Consider the following 15,624-nt stretch of genomic DNA (forward strand, 5'->3'; position numbering starts at 1 on the left):
TCATGGAGTACAGGCGTATCGCGAAATGCGGATGCTCAACGTTCGCCCGCGTCACGCTGATTCGGCGAACGAATGCCATAGCGCGCCATGCGCCGATACAGCGTCATGCGGCTCACGCCGATCTGCCGCGCCACGGCGCTCAGATTCCAGCTCGCCGCGCGCAGATACTGCATCAGCAACATGCCCTCGGGCGGCAGGCGATGTGTATCGAACGCTTCGTCGGCCACATGTGCATGCGGCGGTTGCGGCGCTGCGTCGCGCGCGGTGGATTCGACAAATCCATCCGGAAGATCGTCGACCTCGATCACGCCATCCGCGCACACCGCGCGCGCGTAGCGCAGCACGTTGTTGAGCTCGCGCAAATTTCCCGGCCACTCATGCCGATGCAAACAAACCCGCGCCGCCGGCGACAACGCGACGGGACCATGCGCGGTATCGGCATCGAGGAACTTGCGGATCAGCCAGTCGAGATCGGATCGTTCGCGCAGCGGCGGCAACGCGAAGCGCGCGCCGTTCAGACGGTAGTACAGGTCTTCGCGAAAACGGCCGTCCTGCATCAGCGCGTCGAGCGAATGATGCGTCGCGGAAATCACGCGCACATCCACGGAAACCGGACGCGACGCGCCTATCGACAGAACTTCGCCTTCGGCCAGCACGCGCAAGAGACGGGATTGCAACTCACGCGGCATGTCGCCGATTTCATCGAGGAAAAGCGTGCCGCCATCGGCTTCCTGAATCAGGCCGCGTTTTGCTTTTGGACCCGCGCCGGAAAAACTGTTCGGCAGATGCCCGAACAATTCGCTTTCGATGAGCGTCTCCGGTATCGCCGCGCAGTTCACCGCGACGAACGGACCCGCGCTCCGCGCACTCGCGCGATGCAGCGCCTTCGCGAAGAATTCCTTGCCGCTGCCGGTTTCGCCGTTCACGAGCAGATTGATCGGCGAATCGACGAGTTTGGCGGCGCGTTCGAGTTGCCGCGCAAGCGCGGAATCGCCGCCGCCGAGGGCCGCCAGCGGCGCGGGAATGCCGGGCGCGCCTGCGGATTTTTCTTGCGTCGATGGCGCGAAACATGGCGCGGGCGGCATCACGCTCAGATAAAGCAGCGCGCCGCTGCGCGCAAGCGGCAGCGCGCGCAGTTCGCTCGGCCGCGAATAGACGAAACGGCTCAAATCTTCCAGACGCGCTTCGAAGAGCGCATCGAAACGCATGCCGAGAATCGACGCCGCCGTTTCTCCCGGCGCGATAGGCTTCCCGATCTCGGCCGCCAGCATTTCGTGCGCGCGCCGGTTATGTCCGACGATGCGCCCGCCCTCATCGAGCGCGATCAGATATTCAGGATCGACATCGACGAATTCGGGCGATGTGTTGAGCTTGAGAATCCAGTCCTGCCGATGCGTGCGCAGAAAAATCGCGTTCTCGATATGCCGCACGTAGATTCGCACGAGTTGCAGCGCGAGGTTCTGGCTGTCGCGCGCTTGCGGTGAAGTCAGCGCGGAGATGTCGAGGATCGCGGTGAGCGCGCCGCGCGAATCGAAGAGCGGCGCGGCCGTGCAAGTGAGCGGAATATGCGTGGCGTCGAAGTGATCGATCTGATGCACGGTCAGTGCCTGCCCCGTCGCGAGCGCAGTGCCGACCGCACACGTGCCCGCGCCGTCCTCGCTCCATTCCGCGCCGAGATAGAGCCCGGCGCGACGCAAGGCCGTATCGGTGTTGGCGTCGCCAATGTAATCGACCGTCACGCCGAGCGCGTCCGTCAGCAGCACGACGTAACCCATCCCCGCGACCTGCTCGTGAAGTGTTTCCAGTCCATGTCGAGCGATGCGCGCGAAATCGTCGATCCGTTGCTGATGCTCGCGCAAGCGCGTCTGCGTCAGGATGCGCGCTTCCTGCATGCGCGACGGATCGAGCCCGTATTGATGAACGCAACGACGCCATGAAGTCTGAATGATGCTTTCTTGCGTGCGCGCAGGGGCCAGAATCTGCGCGCGCGTCGTCGCCGCGACGACTGCCTCGATGTGCTCGCGTTGCCGCATGTCCATGCGTGCTCTCCTGGGTGTCTCGTGCCCGGACGCTCGTTGGTTGGCGTCTTTGTCGCTCGCGCACGGTCGTGCGACCGCGGGTAAACCGCTCCGCGCGCGGCGTCGTTCAGGCCATATGATGCTCGAATCGGCAGGACGCGTCATGCGGCGCACTGGTTGCGCCGCAGCAATCAACGTGGAAAAACAGGAGACGAGCGATGGCAAAAATCGCCTACGAAGACTTCGAGCGGCAAGTCGTGCAGCATCACCTGATCAAAGGCAACGTGTATGAGAACGGCGCGACGCTGGTCGAGCGCGCGAACCGGTGGATCGAGGAAAACGGTGTGGATGTACTGAACGTCGAGAGCCTCTCGACGTTCGGCGCGGGCGACGATACCAGCGTCAGCCATTGGTACTCGGGCATTCGCGTCTGGTATCGCACCACATGAAAGGCGCGTTCGACTGAATCAGCCGCGACCGACGAACGGCATCTTGGTCGCCATCACGGTATGGAACAGTACGTTGGCTTCGAGCGGCAGATTCGCCATGTAAAGCACCGACTGGCCGACAATCTTCACGTCCATCATCGGTTCGATGGCGGTCTCGCCGTTCGCCTGCGGCACGCCGCGGGACATGCGCTCGGACAGATCCGTCAGTGCGTTGCCGACGTCCACTTGACCGACCGCGATGTCGTACTTGCGGCCATCGAGCGATGCGGATTTCGTCAGTCCACCGACCGCGTGCTTGGTCGCCGTGTAGGCGGCCGAATTCGGACGCGGCGCGCTCGCCGAAATGGAACCGTTATTGATGATGCGGCCGCCTCGCGGTGTTTGTGCGCGCATCGTCCGGAACGCCTGTTGCAGGCAATAGAACATGCCGTTCAGATTGACGTTCACCACGCCTTGCCATTGCTCGGGCGTCCATTCCTCGAACGGTCCCGGCGGATTGCTCACGCCCGCGTTGTTGAACAGCAAATCGACGCGTCCGAAGCGCTCGACTGCCGCCGCAAAGAGCTTTTCGACCGATTGCGGATCGGAGACGTCCGTTGGAACGGCAAGCGCGCGTTCGCTTGCGTCGGCTTCGCCGATGACCGCTTCGAGCGGCGCCGCGCGTCGGCCCGCGAGCACGACCGACCAGCCGTCGCCGAGTAGAGCAAGCGCCGCCGCACGGCCGATGCCGCTCCCCGCTCCGGTGACGATGGCAATGCGCTTCTGCTGATTCACTGCGTCGGACATGTCGGCGTTCTCCTGTTGTGGTGCGCGCGCACCCTTGTGAGTGCATCGCGCGATTGGAAGAACATTATCGACGAATGCGGAGACAAGCGCGGCGCTTTTCAGCGAGCGCTTTCAAAGACGTTTCAACGATTACTCGATGCTTCCGTCGCCACCGTGCGCGCGGTGTTGCGCATGTTGCTGCCATCGCAGAAGACGACGGTCATCATCATCGGCACGACTTCATGGACGATTGCGTTGCTGCCGGACTCGCGCACGCGATCCTCGACCGTATCTTTCGCGCCGAGCACGACTACGCCGTAAGCCGAGTCGTTGATCGGACGACCGTTGCCCTGCTTGAACATGGCATCGCCCTGTTCGTAGCCGAGCACGGCATATACGCGAAACCCGTAGGCCGTGAGTTCGCTGCCTTGAGTCGGCTTGAACGCGTTGACCGAGTTGGCTTCGACGCGCATCGGCGCAGCGTCGATCGAGCGGTCGTCGCGCAGTGGCGCGATGAAGCGATGCGCGCTGGATTGGCAGTCGAGCTGGCTTTCGAGCGGACGGGCAGTCGAGAGGCCGGGTATCAGCGTGCCGGCGAGAGCGGCAAGGACGGTAAGCGTCGCGAAAGGGACGGTTTTCATGGCAGCAGCAATTCAACGGTTGGTTGATCGACACGACATGGACTACGTTTTGTGTAATGCAATAAGCAAGCCAAATTCTTAGCTTGTCTTTGTTTGCGGCTGCCTGGGGCGGTAAATCGTGACGGTGGTTTGCGCTAACTGCTTGTCTTCGCTGTGGTTTTTACAATTGCGCGTGTAGTTGATCGTGCGGTTTTGTAGGCGCGATCGAATTGCTTCGATACCCGAGGTGTTTGAGTTTGGACGACAAAGTTGCATGTGCAACGACAGTCGGCCCGAGTGCGCGTCGGCGAAACAACGGGGCCTTTGGATAGAATTAATCGCAAGCGCCCAGGCCAGCTAATGATGCGAGCTGTCGATTACCATCGGCTATATTGAGCAATTCTTTTCTTCTGGAACCAGCATGACTTCTTTAGTCGATTTTCCGATCACCCAGAAGTGGCCAGCACAACACCCCGAACGCATTCAGCTTTACTCGCTACCGACGCCCAATGGCGTGAAGGTGTCGATCATGCTGGAAGAGACAGGGCTGCTTTACGAGCCGCATCTCGTGCGATTCGATACCAGCGATCAAATGTCGCCCGAATTCCTGTCGCTGAATCCGAACAATAAGATTCCTGCGATCATCGATCCGAACGGTCCGAACGGCCAACCGCTGCCGCTTTTCGAATCCGGGGCGATTCTGCTTTATCTCGCCGATAAAAGCGGCCAATTCGTTCCGGCAGACCCGGCGCAACGCTACGAAGCCATTCAATGGCTGATGTTCCAGATGGGCGGTGTCGGCCCAATGTTCGGTCAGGTCGGATTCTTCAATAAATTTGCCGGCAAGGAATACGAGGACAAGCGTCCGCGCGATCGCTACGTCGCCGAAGCGAAGCGCCTGCTCGCAGTCCTCGACAAACACCTCGCCGGCCGCGACTGGATTTCGGGGAATGAGTACAGCATCGCCGATATCGCGACGTTTCCGTGGTTTCGCAATCTAGTCGGATTTTATGAAGCACGCGATCTCGTCGGTTTCGACGATTTTGCGAACGTAAAGCGCGTGCTCGATGTGTTCCTCGCGCGCCCGGCGGTTCAACGTGGACTAGAGATTCCGAAGCGCGTGTGATCGTTGGATTTTTGCTTGATCAACCGTCGCTGACGATATTGCCGAAATCGTGCGGAAACAGTTAAGGGCGAACGCGCGCGCCAGCCGCAGCTTTTTGACACGTTAGACGCGTTCGCTGGGACAGGTCCACAATGTGGGGCATCGCGCGAAAATCAGACGTCGGGTTTAAAGCCTTTCGCATCAATAGTTTGCCCCGGCGTTGCTCAGGATATCCACAAGCTTGTCCAGTGCGGCTGTGGATAAAAGCAAACCGCGCCTTTTCAATGCAACCGTTTCGGGAGCCGGCAACCCATGAATGTTATTTCCTGTTCCCAAACCGCGACGCGGCCCGGCCGCCGATTCGCCGTTGCCGTGTTTGCGTTGATTTGCGTGGTCGCTCATGCGGAAACGCAGTGTCCGGGTTACGTCGAAACCGGCGCCGGCAGCGCGTTCGATCTCGCTGGCATCATCAAGGACACCGGGTCGCCGCAACTTGCACTGGATCGGGTGCGCAAAGCGGTATCGAAAATCGATGCGGGCGGCGGCTGCTCGATATTCGCCAACACTCGCGCGTGTGAGGAAACGCTTAACCTTGCGCATAAGGCAATCGACGCGTTGCAGACGTGTTCATCGACGTCGGCGCCGAAAGGCACATCGCACGGTTGAGAAAATCGCGGACGAAAAGAAAAGCGCCGCCAAAACTGGCGGCGCGTTTCGATGCCTCAACAGCCCTTAAAACGATCAGCGATCCAGGAAAGGACGCAGCTTGTCCGCGCGGCTCGGATGCATGAGCTTGCGCATTGCCTTGCTTTCGATCTGGCGAATACGCTCGCGCGTCACATCGAACTGCTTGCCCAATTCTTCGAGCGTGTAGTCGGACGCCGTATCGATACCAAAGCGCATGCGCAGAACTTTCGCTTCGCGCGGCGAAAGCGCGTTGAGCGCATCGTCGATTGCGGCGCGCATGTTCGCGTGCACGGCCGCATCCGCCGGCGATGCCGCGCCTTGGTCCTCGATCATGTCACCGAGCGTCGCGTCGGCATCTTCACCGACCGGCGTTTCGAGCGACACAGGTTGCTTCGCAATCTTCAGGATGCCGCGAATCTTCTCTTCCGGCATTTCCATGCGTTCCGCGAGCACCGACGGATGCGCTTCCTGTCCCGTCTGCTGCAGGATTTCACGCGAAATGCGGTTCAGCTTGTTGATCGTTTCGATCATGTGAACCGGCACGCGAATCGTGCGCGCCTGATCGGCAAGCGAACGCGTCACCGCCTGACGAACCCACCAGGTTGCGTACGTCGAAAACTTCCAGCCACGACGATATTCGAACTTGTCCACTGCCTTCATCAAGCCGATATTGCCTTCCTGAATCAAGTCGAGAAACTGCATGCCGCGGTTGACGTACTTCTTCGCAATCGAAATCACAAGACGCAGATTTGCCTCGATCATTTCACGCTTGGCCTGACGCATCTTCAACTCGGCAGCCGTCATCTGACGATTGATCTGCTTGAGCTGCTTGAGCGGCAAGGCAACACGCGCTTCGATGTCGATGAGCTTTTGCTGTTCGGCCTGAATGGCCGGCAAACTGCGCTCGAGCGACGCGCCGTATTGACGCGAAGCCGCCGCCGTGCGCGCCGTCCATTCGAGATCGGTCTCGTTGCCCGGGAACGATTCGACGAACTTGTCGCGCGGCATGCCGCAACGATCTACCGCGATTTGCAGCACGCGACGCTCGATCTCACGAACTTGCGCTACCTGCTGCTGGACGTCCGCGCACAAACGGTCGATGGTCTTCGCCGTGAAGCGAATGGAACCGAGCTCGCGTTGAATCTCCGCGCGTGCCCGTTCGACGGCCTTCGAAGCCGCGGCGCCTGAACTCTTCGGACTGCTTGCTTGCTCGGCAAGCTCGCTCACGCGCGCGAAAACTTCCAGGCAATCCGCTTTGAGTTGCTTCAAACGCGCTTCATTCGATGCAGCGGAATCGCCGCCTTCGAGGTCGTCTTCGGAGTCTTCATCGTCGCCGGATTCGTCGGTGTCCGTATCAATCTCGGACGTGTCTGATGTATCGGATGCCGAAATATCTTCTTCTACCGTATCGTCTTCCTTCAGACCGTCGACGAGTTCGTCGATTTTGATCTCGCCCGATTCGACTTGAGCCGCGTCCGCCAGAATGGTGGCGACCGTGGACGGGCACGCGGCGATGGCCTGAATCATTTCATGCAAGCCATCTTCAATGCGCTTCGCAATGGCGATTTCGCCAGCGCGCGTCAACAGCTCGGTTGCGCCCATTTCACGCATATACATGCGAACGGGGTCCGTCGTGCGGCCGAACTCGGAATCGACGGTTTGCAGCGCGTTCTCGGCTTCTTCTTCCGACTGTTCATCGGCGACTACAGCAGGCGCGTTATCGCTCAAGAGCAGCGTTTCAGCATCGGGCGCTTGCTCATACACCGCGACGCCCATGTCGTTGAACGTGCTGACAATGGTTTCCATCGCCGCCGTTTGCGCGAAGTTGTCCGGCAAGTGGTCATTGATTTCGGCGTGGGTCAAATACCCCCGCTCCTTGCCCAACTGAATGAGCGCGCGCATTTGGCGCTGACGCTCCTCTTCCTGCTCCGCCGTCGTGGGGACGTCGGGCTGCATCGTGCCGGTCTGGCCCTTACCCTTCCCTGCCCGTCGACCCGCGGACCTGCGCGCCGGCGCGACAATATCCAGCTCCGAATCTTCCCGATCAAAACTTGCCATACTTTCTCCTCGACAGGTTTGCTCGACGATGACAGGTCCGTGCGCGAGCGAAAAGGCTCGCTGACTTTGGTAAGCATTCGGCGCACGCTTTTCGCTGCCGAAACTACTGACTCTATATGGACGGGTGGCTGAAAATCGCTTCGAGCAAAATGCACAGTCCCGTCTAGTTCGACGTACTGCACCTTCCATTCGCCCTAGCGGGCGCAACCTTAGACTATATCAGCATTCGTTACGGTGTGGGCTGTTTTTTCAATATGCCGGCTTGGGCTCTAACATAGCCAGTGTCGGCGACGAGGCTCGAGATTCGCCTATGCGCTGACACTTGCGATGCTCGCCTTTTTTGCTGACGGACGCACTGTTCAACGCTCTTGGCAGTCCATTTGGCCCGTCGGCCTGTTTAGCAAGTATGAGCAACTTCAGCGCTTTCAAGCGCGACTGCGCCGCGTGTGAGCATGTCGACGTCTTCAGTTCATGTGTGTCATCGATTTGAGGTTTGGAGCGCGATGCTTGCGCTGGCGGCGCATCAGACGTGTGCGGAACGATCTTCCCGGCTTTGATGGCCGCGAGGAAGTCGGTCGCCCAGGCGCCTGCCCTAGTGCGGGGGTGTCGCTCGTCGCGATGATGCGTCGTGACGGATTTCGCGTCCTCAGAAACGAGGAATGTTCTTGCTCCGTCATGGCTCACAAAAGATTGACCGGCGAGTTCGGCAGAAACTTTTTGCAGTTCGATGTCGCGAGCTATTCGAGTTTGCGTCTCAACGTTTCCTTCGTGAATGGTCCGCACGCGGTATGTAAAGTCGACAGGGGCACGAAGGAGTGCCCGCAGATAGCTGATCGGATGCTTCGCCCGTTGGAGGTGTTTCCAGGAGGCTTCGACCACATCGGACAGACGCTTGGCGTGTTCGGACGCTTCGCGCATGAGCCGGAATATCAGGAAATGACGAAAGCCCAGACCGCGCAGGCGTTCGAGGTCCGCTGGAAGCTTTCCTGGTTGTCTCTTTTGATTAGTAGGGTATAGATCCTTATATATAGTGCGGTCTGCCACCGTGGCAGACGGCGAAACCAAAGAAGAAGGTTGCTCGCGGTTTGATTTCCGTTCGTTTGGATTTTGAGCATTAGTTGTCGTATCGCTACCTGACTCAACAAGACCTAGAAGGGTAACGACCTTTGGCGTGAGATGTAGGTAGGCACGTCCGAACAGCCCAGCGGCGCCGTAGCGAGTCTGCGGAGGGCGTGTAATTAAGGCTTCCTTCTCCAAATCCTCAAGGCTTCGATAGAACGTACGCATCGACTGCATTGCGCGGCCGGTTAGCAATTCACGGCGAGCGAAGATTGCCGCGTAGGGACGACGTGCGTCGACAGTGCGAGCCAGAGCGGCGAGTAAGGCTCGAGCGCGGGCAGGTAGCGCGGCGAGATGATTCGCTCGGTGAGCGGCTCGAAAGATGACCCAGGGAAGATTGGATCGATCGCAAGCGTAATCATCGAGCGCTTGTTGGTCCGCAAAGTTCTCGGATGATTCGTGTTTTTCGAGGCGAGAAAAGTCCTCGCCTGCAACGGAAAGTTGCGCGATATGCATGTCAAGTACATCCATTTTTGAAAATGGAGGACAAACGCTTGACTGCCGATCGCGATCCGCTAAACTTCGATCTGTGTACTTCGTGACCCGATTGGCGTCGGGAAGCGGACCGGGCGAGCAGCAGTTGAGCCCGAATTCAAAAGCCTTCGGTTGGCGCCGAAGGCTTTTGTCTTTCTAACGCAAATTACTTACATCGTTGCCTCGCGTTTATATTTTTCAAGTGATTGATTATTAACGAGTTTCTAGTAGGCTCATCGGTTGGCGTCATCTGGGCTACAAGTAACTCGTTGATTTAAAAGTAAAACCTTCTAGAGTCTCAATTTCTTTCGGTTTCGGTCAACGTCTTGTTGATGAAGTCCGCAATTCGTTGCCCCCATTGCTCGGCGTCACTTGCGTCGTTCTCAAAGAATCGAACTCCGACTACGCCGTTCCTCGTTGAGACCTCGCAGACCTTTCTCCGTCCCGCGCGAACAACAGTAGTGCTAGGCGCGATCGCCTTAGGCTTCTCCGCCGCCAGCGCCACTGCTTTGTCTTGCGTGAAATTTTCGTCATCAATCAATCGACGAATTGCTTCAACGACCTTTTCCGCTTTGCCTGCTTCCGTTAAAGCGGCGAGCTTTTGCGCAGCATTGCTGCCGAGTCTTTCCGGTTTTTCCGCAAGCGCCGCTTTCGCAGCCTCCGGCAGAGCGTCGAACGAAAAAATGCGGGTAACGTGGCTTTTGCTAAGTCCCGCGCTTTCCGAAATTTCGGTGCGCGAAAGCCCGCTCAGCTCCTGCAGGCGTTTGAAATTCCAATACTTCTCGAAGTCGGTCAGAGAAGGTGAAAGCAGGTTCGAGAAGAACGCCGCAAATTCAATTTCACCTTCTTCGATCGACGCCACGTTAGCGCGGATGGTGTTGCGACCAAGCTCGCGATATGCGGCCACACGATTGTGACCAGCCACGATTTCATAACGCCCATCGGTAAGCGTGCGCACCAAAATTGGCGTCGCAAGAGCGTGCTGGGAAAGGTTGCTCTTCAGTTCCTGGAACTGCTCGCTGGTCAGCTTCCGCCGACGCCCGCTGACCTCGATCAATGCGTCGAGCGGTACTTCCAAGGCGGCCCGCTCTTCGAGTTGCGTTTCCAATTCCTTGATGCGTGCCTGCGCCGTGTTGATGCGATGCTGCGCGTCCATCAACCTTCCGGGTGACGTCCGCGCCTCCGTGCTCGTGACACGCGGCTGATTTGGCTCGGCCGGCTTGGTTCCGATGTTTGCAGTTTTTGCCAGCAGTCTGTCGCCGATACCCATTTAAGCCTCCGATTGATTCCAGGCGCGGACGAACTGCGCGTCGAGATGTTCGGCGAGCCGATCGAGCGGCTCTTTGAACCGGTTGTACGCGGCAGTGCTTCCGTCGGGCTTCGACAAGTCATAGACCGTGGACAGCTGAGCAGAAGCGCCCTTCGGTACCGTCGACTCGGGAATCTCGAACGGAAGGACGCGATCGCCATAAGCTTTCTGAAGCCAGCCGCGCACGACGCGCGACACATCGTCGGACTTTGCCTTGGTCAGAATCACATTGACGAAGTCGAAGCGCTTCTGTTCGAGCACGCCGGGCAGCTTCTTCGCGATGTCCGCGAACAGATGCCAGAATTGAGTCGAGCTGGCAAAGTCGAGTGCCTCGGGCGGGCAGGGCAGCAAGATTGCGTCGGAAGCGAGCAGGGCGTTGATCGTGAGGTAACTAAGCGCAGGCGGCGTGTCGATGACAACGGCGTCATACTCCGCCGTCAGCGGCAACAGGCCTTTGCGCAAAATCTCCCAAAACTCGAACGTGCTGTCGTTGAGAACCTTGGCCGGAATCTCGAACTCGGCGTCAAACAAGGACGATGACGCTGGGACGAGATCCAGGTTGTGCCAATAGGTTTCCTGCACCGCGTAGTGCAGCGTTTGCTGATCGCCGTATATAAGTGGAAGCAGCGTCTGATCGTCGGAGATCTCCGCATCCGGTGCCCAGCCGCAAAGCTGCGTAGTCGTGCCTTGCGGGTCGCAATCGATTACCAGCACGCGCCGGCCGAGCAGAGTGAGCGCTTGGGCGGCGGATACTGCAGTAGTGGTTTTCGCAACACCACCTTTGAAGTTCGCGACAGTAACGATACGTCCGCGTTTACCCTCGGGTCTTCGCGCGCGCTCTTTGGTCGCCCGAATCCACGTCAACGTTTCTTCAAGCGTGAACTCCTTGCTCCGGCCGGCGCCTTTCGACGTTCCAGCGGGAAGTTCACCCTTGGTCGTGAGGTACTGAAACCGCTGCTTATCGACTCCGCAAAGCGAGGCCACCTGAGCACTCGTGAAAGTCGGCGCGCTTTTGCGGGGATACGGCTCCAGCATTGCGTCGCGGATTTGATTAAGAATGTCAGTGGCTTGGGCGGCCACTCCCAAGAGCGTCTCGATTGAGACGGATTGATCGACTTCGGGAAGCCGAGCGCTTAGCATTGAATTCGCGGTCACTGGCGGGCCTGAGTAAGCTATAGATTCTTCGGTTTGTGGAAAACATGCTGCAAACCGAAGAATAAACGGCTAACCGATAAACCTCAAGTAAACTCTGAAGTTGTTTTATCCCGAAATCGGGCGTTTTTACAACACGACGTTTACTTGACGGGCAGCGAATCAGTCGACAAGGGCCCTTGAGCAGCCAATGTTGCCCTGCGAATCAATCGTTCGACGCCTAGTAGTTTGGACGAATCCTGATTTTCCAGGTAAACCTTCGTCGTCGAAAGTTTCGAATGACCCAAGTTAGCGCTGACCTCCGGTAACGCAGCGCCGTGCGTGAGCGCATGAACGGAGTGCGTGTGTCGAATCCAATGAGTGCTGGCCTGTGCGAGGCGCTTCCCGGAGCCGGGAACATGACCCTCGGCGAGAGCGGCCGCGTTTGCGAACACCCGCTTGAACAGTTTGCCGATGCCATCCGGCCCAAGGGCGTTGCCGCCGCGAGTCTGCGCGAGAATCGGCGTGCCTTCTGGACAGGCCAAGGGATCAGACAAACCGCGAAGCGCCAGATTTTCGATCAGCGCTTCCGCAACGGCCGGCGGCAAAAACACTGTTCTTGGTTCGCCGCGCTGACGCGCGACGCTTACTCGCCAGATCGGACCGGCAACGCCGGAAAGCCGTCCGACCGATAGCGCGTCCGTGGTCGCTGCGGCTAGTTCTCCCCGACGCATGCCGGTGGCATACGCCAAAAGCAGCGCCAAGCGGTCACGATGCTCGGCGAAACCATAGACATCGCGCGATACCGACTGCAGCACAATCTGCCACTGATCCGTATCGAGCGAGCGGTCCACGGCGTCGAAGACCGGCGGCTCGGCCACACGCGTCTGTCCAATAAATGGGTTTGTCGCCAGATACCCCTGCGCCTCTAGCCACGCGCCCATCGCGCTTAAAATTGCGCGCGCGGATTCCCGGCTTCGATCAGAAAGTGGCCCGGCAAAAGGCCGCCAGCTCGAAAGGCATCGATCGACGCGACCTTTTGCCACCCAGCGCGCGGAAGGCTGCGGATTCGGTAAAAAAGCCGTGATGTACTCGTTGCAGTCGGCCTCGTCCAAAGACGACATCGGCTTGTGTTTTTCCACCAAGGCCCAGAGCAGCAACCGTTCTGCTTCCCGGCGATAAGCCCTTTGCGTGTGCGCGCTGGCCGATCGCGCTGCAAGCCACGCGTGGATCGCCTGCAGATCCGTGCCAAATTCTGACGGCCGTCGATTCGTCCCCTTCGATCCATCGAGCGCCGCAGGAACTCGCAGCGCTTCGAGCGGGGCAATCCGAAGCGTCTCGTCCCGCGACCCGGTCCATTCAGAACCTCGTGCCGATGCGTCACCCGGCCAATCGCGCCGCGGCACAAGAGCCAACGGTGAAAAAGTATGGCGAAGCGCGTGCGCGTGAAGCTGCAACCAGTCCACGATTCGCTGCGCGCCTTTAGGCCCGAGTCGCGGAACCACCGTGTACCAGCGCTGGCGCCGGGTTTCGATCAGCGAAACGACGTCCCCGACGGTGGAAAGCCCGGCCGCCGCGAGCCGCGCGGTCACAGCCGGTTCGAACCAGCCGTCCAGTGGGTGATCCGGCCGTGGCTCTTGCGCGAGACTTGCCTCCATTCGCGAAAGCGCGTCGGTCTGCCGCCGTCGCAGCCGGAGATTGCGAGAAGCCCGCCGATCCAGCGCCGGTGTGGCTCCGGGCGGATATTCTTCCTCGTAGAGCGCTAGTAATTCGGCTTCGCGATAGACGCCGTCGGGGTCGATCCGCTCACGGTATTCATCGAGCGATGGCGTGTCCTGCGTTTGTGGCGGCTCGAAAAGCGGGATACTGCCCGGCCGCAACCGTAAAAGATAAGCGGCGTCGGTGTCGTGCGCGCGTCGGGCCAGCACGGAAAGCGTGTCGCGCAACGTGACGATAAGCCGACGCGTGGTACGGACATCCGTACCGGCATCGCCGTAAGACGCGTGAAGTTTCGCTTCGGAGACGCCATCTAAATAGCCGCGATACAGCGCAAAGTGTTGGCGAGTCAGGCGGCGCGTGGGCGAAAAGCGGGGCGTGTCCGCAGCCGGATTGGTTATACTCGCCGGGTTAGCTGTTGCCATCCTGCTTGATTTCCCTTTGTATTCAACTATTTGCGGAAAGGTTATCAACCAGCTTCGAATTTGACAAGGAAAATCGCACAGTCTGATAAGTGGATTTATCAGACTGTGCGATTCGAAGGCCGACGTCGAACGAACCGTCAGCTTGAATGTTCAATTCGCAAAGCGCATATTTCCAGCACGTTCATATCGGACTTTCAGGAGAGACGTGCCGATGCGCGAACCCAGACGCCCCGAGTTGAAGCAATCGGGAGAGGACGACGCTCCCCGCCCGAGTCTTCCGGAGGTCTTCGCGTCGGTGCGCGTGCCGGTGGGCGGATGGTGGTTCAGGCGCTTTCTCGCTTTCGCCGGGCCAGGCTACATGATCTCCGTCGGCTATATGGATCCGGGCAACTGGGCGACGGACATCGCGGGGGGATCGCGCTTCGGCTATACACTGCTCGCCGTCATCCTTCTTTCCAATCTGATGGCGATTCTTCTGCAATCGCTTGCCGTGCGCCTCGGCGTCGCGACCGGCCGCGATCTAGCGCAGGCGTGCCGCGATCATTATTCGAAACCGGTGAATCTCGCACTTTGGCTCGCCTGTGAGGCGGCGATCATCGCGTGCGATCTGGCCGAAGTCATCGGCACGGCCATCGCGTTGAAGTTGCTGTTCGGTATTCCGTTGATCGCCGGCGCGCTCGTCACCGCGCTCGATGCTTTCCTGCTGCTCTTCCTGATCAACAAGGGTTTTCGCCTGCTCGAAGCGTTCGTCATCGTGTTGCTCGTCGTGATAGCAGGCTGCTTTGCCTTGCAGATCGCCGCAGCCGCGCCACCTTGGGGCGAGGTCATGCGCGGCTTCGTGCCATCGACGGAAATCGTGACGAATCGCGAAATGCTGTACGTGGCCATTGGCATCCTCGGCGCGACGGTCATGCCGCACAACCTGTATCTGCATTCGTCGGTGGTGCAGACGCGCGCGTTCGGCGATTCGATTCCCGCCCGCCGCGAGGCGATCCGTTTCGCGACCATCGACAGCACGATCGCGCTGACCCTCGCGCTCTTCGTCAACGCGGCGATTCTGATCGTGGCCGCCGCCGTGTTCCACGCGAAGGGCCATTTCGAAGTCGTCGAGATCGAGGAAGCGTTCCGGCTCTTGTCGCCGCTTTTGGGTTTCGGCATTGCATCGACCTTGTTCGCGGTCGCGCTGCTCGCGTCGGGTCTGAACTCGACCGTCACCGCGACGCTCGCCGGCCAAATCGTCATGGAAGGTTTTCTGCGATTGCGCATTCCGAACTGGGCGCGACGGCTCATCACGCGAGGTCTTGCTATCGTGCCGGTCATTGTCGTTACCGCGCTATATGGAGAGAAGGGCACGACGCATCTGCTCGTCCTGAGTCAGGTGATCCTGTCGATGCAATTGCCTTTTGCCGTCATCCCGCTCGTCCGATTCGTTTCGGACCGACGCAAATTAGGTGTTTTCGTCGTTTCGCGCTGGACCGCCGCGTTGGCGTGGCTAGTTGCGGCGGTGATCGTCGTGCTCAACGTGAAACTGCTCGTCGATACCTTCTTCGTTTGAACGCGCCACGTCCTCTATATAGATAGATCGGCAGAGTCGTCGAAATGGCTTAAGGACGGAGTGATGGCACAAAGCCTTCCGACGACCATCCATCAGAGACGAAGTCCCTGAAAACGCCGACGCGATAGATTTTTCAGCATGCTTTGCTTAAATGAAACCCGTGCACTAACCTGACCTTTGCACCGTGGTAGCA

Annotated in this window: 12 protein-coding genes; 3 read left to right on the forward strand and 9 right to left on the reverse strand. The window is 59.1% G+C overall.

The window, feature by feature from the left end:
* Positions 1–35 precede the first annotated feature (35 nt).
* Positions 36–2,039: a sigma-54-dependent Fis family transcriptional regulator gene (locus LDZ28_RS23920; protein WP_244829869.1), complete on the reverse strand. Its 2,004-nt coding sequence runs from the start codon at positions 2,037–2,039 to the stop codon at positions 36–38.
* Between the two features lie 197 nt (positions 2,040–2,236).
* Here LDZ28_RS23920 and LDZ28_RS23925 point away from each other — a divergent pair, with 197 nt between their 5' ends.
* Positions 2,237–2,467: a hypothetical protein gene (locus LDZ28_RS23925; protein ID WP_244829870.1), complete on the forward strand. Its 231-nt coding sequence runs from the start codon at positions 2,237–2,239 to the stop codon at positions 2,465–2,467.
* Positions 2,468–2,485: 18 nt separating this feature from the next.
* Here LDZ28_RS23925 and LDZ28_RS23930 read toward each other — a convergent pair whose 3' ends face one another.
* Both LDZ28_RS23930 and LDZ28_RS23935 read right to left on the reverse strand, forming a co-directional pair.
* Positions 2,486–3,253, reverse strand: coding sequence for an SDR family oxidoreductase (locus tag LDZ28_RS23930; RefSeq protein WP_244829871.1), 768 nt, complete (start codon positions 3,251–3,253; stop codon positions 2,486–2,488).
* Positions 3,254–3,375: 122 nt separating this feature from the next.
* Complete coding sequence (locus tag LDZ28_RS23935) at positions 3,376–3,873, reverse strand: hypothetical protein (RefSeq protein ID WP_244829872.1); 498 nt, start codon at positions 3,871–3,873, stop codon at positions 3,376–3,378.
* Positions 3,874–4,273: 400 nt separating this feature from the next.
* On the opposite strand from LDZ28_RS23935, the gene LDZ28_RS23940 reads away from it, so the two are divergent.
* Entirely contained in the window at positions 4,274–4,978 is a 705-nt protein-coding gene (locus LDZ28_RS23940; RefSeq protein ID WP_244829873.1) for a glutathione S-transferase C-terminal domain-containing protein, read from the forward strand.
* A gap of 180 nt (positions 4,979–5,158) precedes the next feature.
* Here LDZ28_RS23940 and LDZ28_RS23945 read toward each other — a convergent pair whose 3' ends face one another.
* The 6 genes from LDZ28_RS23945 to LDZ28_RS23970 form a co-directional block, all read right to left on the reverse strand.
* Complete coding sequence (locus LDZ28_RS23945; protein ID WP_244829874.1) at positions 5,159–5,557, reverse strand: hypothetical protein; 399 nt, start codon at positions 5,555–5,557, stop codon at positions 5,159–5,161.
* Positions 5,558–5,698: 141 nt separating this feature from the next.
* Positions 5,699–7,702, reverse strand: a complete 2,004-nt coding sequence (rpoD, locus tag LDZ28_RS23950; RefSeq protein ID WP_244829875.1) for an RNA polymerase sigma factor RpoD — start codon at positions 7,700–7,702, stop codon at positions 5,699–5,701.
* Between the two features lie 249 nt (positions 7,703–7,951).
* Positions 7,952–9,277 carry a replication protein O gene (locus LDZ28_RS23955; protein WP_244829876.1) on the reverse strand — a complete coding sequence of 442 codons (1,326 nt, stop codon included), beginning with the start codon at positions 9,275–9,277 and terminating at the stop codon, positions 7,952–7,954.
* Between the two features lie 316 nt (positions 9,278–9,593).
* Complete coding sequence (locus LDZ28_RS23960) at positions 9,594–10,565, reverse strand: ParB/RepB/Spo0J family partition protein (protein WP_244829877.1); 972 nt, start codon at positions 10,563–10,565, stop codon at positions 9,594–9,596.
* Entirely contained in the window at positions 10,566–11,744 is a 1,179-nt protein-coding gene (locus LDZ28_RS23965; protein WP_309848244.1) for an AAA family ATPase, read from the reverse strand.
* 155 nt (positions 11,745–11,899) lie between these two features.
* Positions 11,900–13,876, reverse strand: a complete 1,977-nt coding sequence (locus LDZ28_RS23970) for a phage integrase family protein (RefSeq protein WP_244829878.1) — start codon at positions 13,874–13,876, stop codon at positions 11,900–11,902.
* Positions 13,877–14,087: 211 nt separating this feature from the next.
* On the opposite strand from LDZ28_RS23970, the gene LDZ28_RS23975 reads away from it, so the two are divergent.
* Positions 14,088–15,431: an Nramp family divalent metal transporter gene (locus LDZ28_RS23975; protein ID WP_244829879.1), complete on the forward strand. Its 1,344-nt coding sequence runs from the start codon at positions 14,088–14,090 to the stop codon at positions 15,429–15,431.
* Positions 15,432–15,624: the final 193 nt, after the last annotated feature.

The organism is Caballeronia sp. TF1N1 (genome assembly GCF_022878925.1).
In the GTDB taxonomy this organism is placed as follows: Bacteria; Pseudomonadota; Gammaproteobacteria; order Burkholderiales; family Burkholderiaceae; genus Caballeronia.

Bases quoted from the DNA above. Each gene is read 5' to 3' on its own strand.
- LDZ28_RS23930 (WP_244829871.1), bottom strand. From the start codon at position 3,253: ATGTCCGACGCAGTGAATCAGCAGAAGCGCATTGCCATCGTCACCGGA.
- LDZ28_RS23970 (WP_244829878.1), bottom strand. From the start codon at position 13,876: ATGGCAACAGCTAACCCGGCGAGTATAACCAATCCGGCTGCGGACACG.
- LDZ28_RS23925 (WP_244829870.1), top strand. From the start codon at position 2,237: ATGGCAAAAATCGCCTACGAAGACTTCGAGCGGCAAGTCGTGCAGCAT.
- LDZ28_RS23945 (WP_244829874.1), bottom strand. From the start codon at position 5,557: ATGCGCAAGGTTAAGCGTTTCCTCACACGCGCGAGTGTTGGCGAATAT.
- LDZ28_RS23935 (WP_244829872.1), bottom strand. From the start codon at position 3,873: ATGAAAACCGTCCCTTTCGCGACGCTTACCGTCCTTGCCGCTCTCGCC.
- LDZ28_RS23955 (WP_244829876.1), bottom strand. From the start codon at position 9,277: ATGCATATCGCGCAACTTTCCGTTGCAGGCGAGGACTTTTCTCGCCTC.
- LDZ28_RS23920 (WP_244829869.1), bottom strand. From the start codon at position 2,039: ATGGACATGCGGCAACGCGAGCACATCGAGGCAGTCGTCGCGGCGACG.
- LDZ28_RS23960 (WP_244829877.1), bottom strand. From the start codon at position 10,565: ATGGGTATCGGCGACAGACTGCTGGCAAAAACTGCAAACATCGGAACC.
- LDZ28_RS23965 (WP_309848244.1), bottom strand. From the start codon at position 11,744: ATGCTAAGCGCTCGGCTTCCCGAAGTCGATCAATCCGTCTCAATCGAG.
- LDZ28_RS23975 (WP_244829879.1), top strand. From the start codon at position 14,088: ATGCGCGAACCCAGACGCCCCGAGTTGAAGCAATCGGGAGAGGACGAC.
- LDZ28_RS23940 (WP_244829873.1), top strand. From the start codon at position 4,274: ATGACTTCTTTAGTCGATTTTCCGATCACCCAGAAGTGGCCAGCACAA.
- rpoD (WP_244829875.1), bottom strand. From the start codon at position 7,702: ATGGCAAGTTTTGATCGGGAAGATTCGGAGCTGGATATTGTCGCGCCG.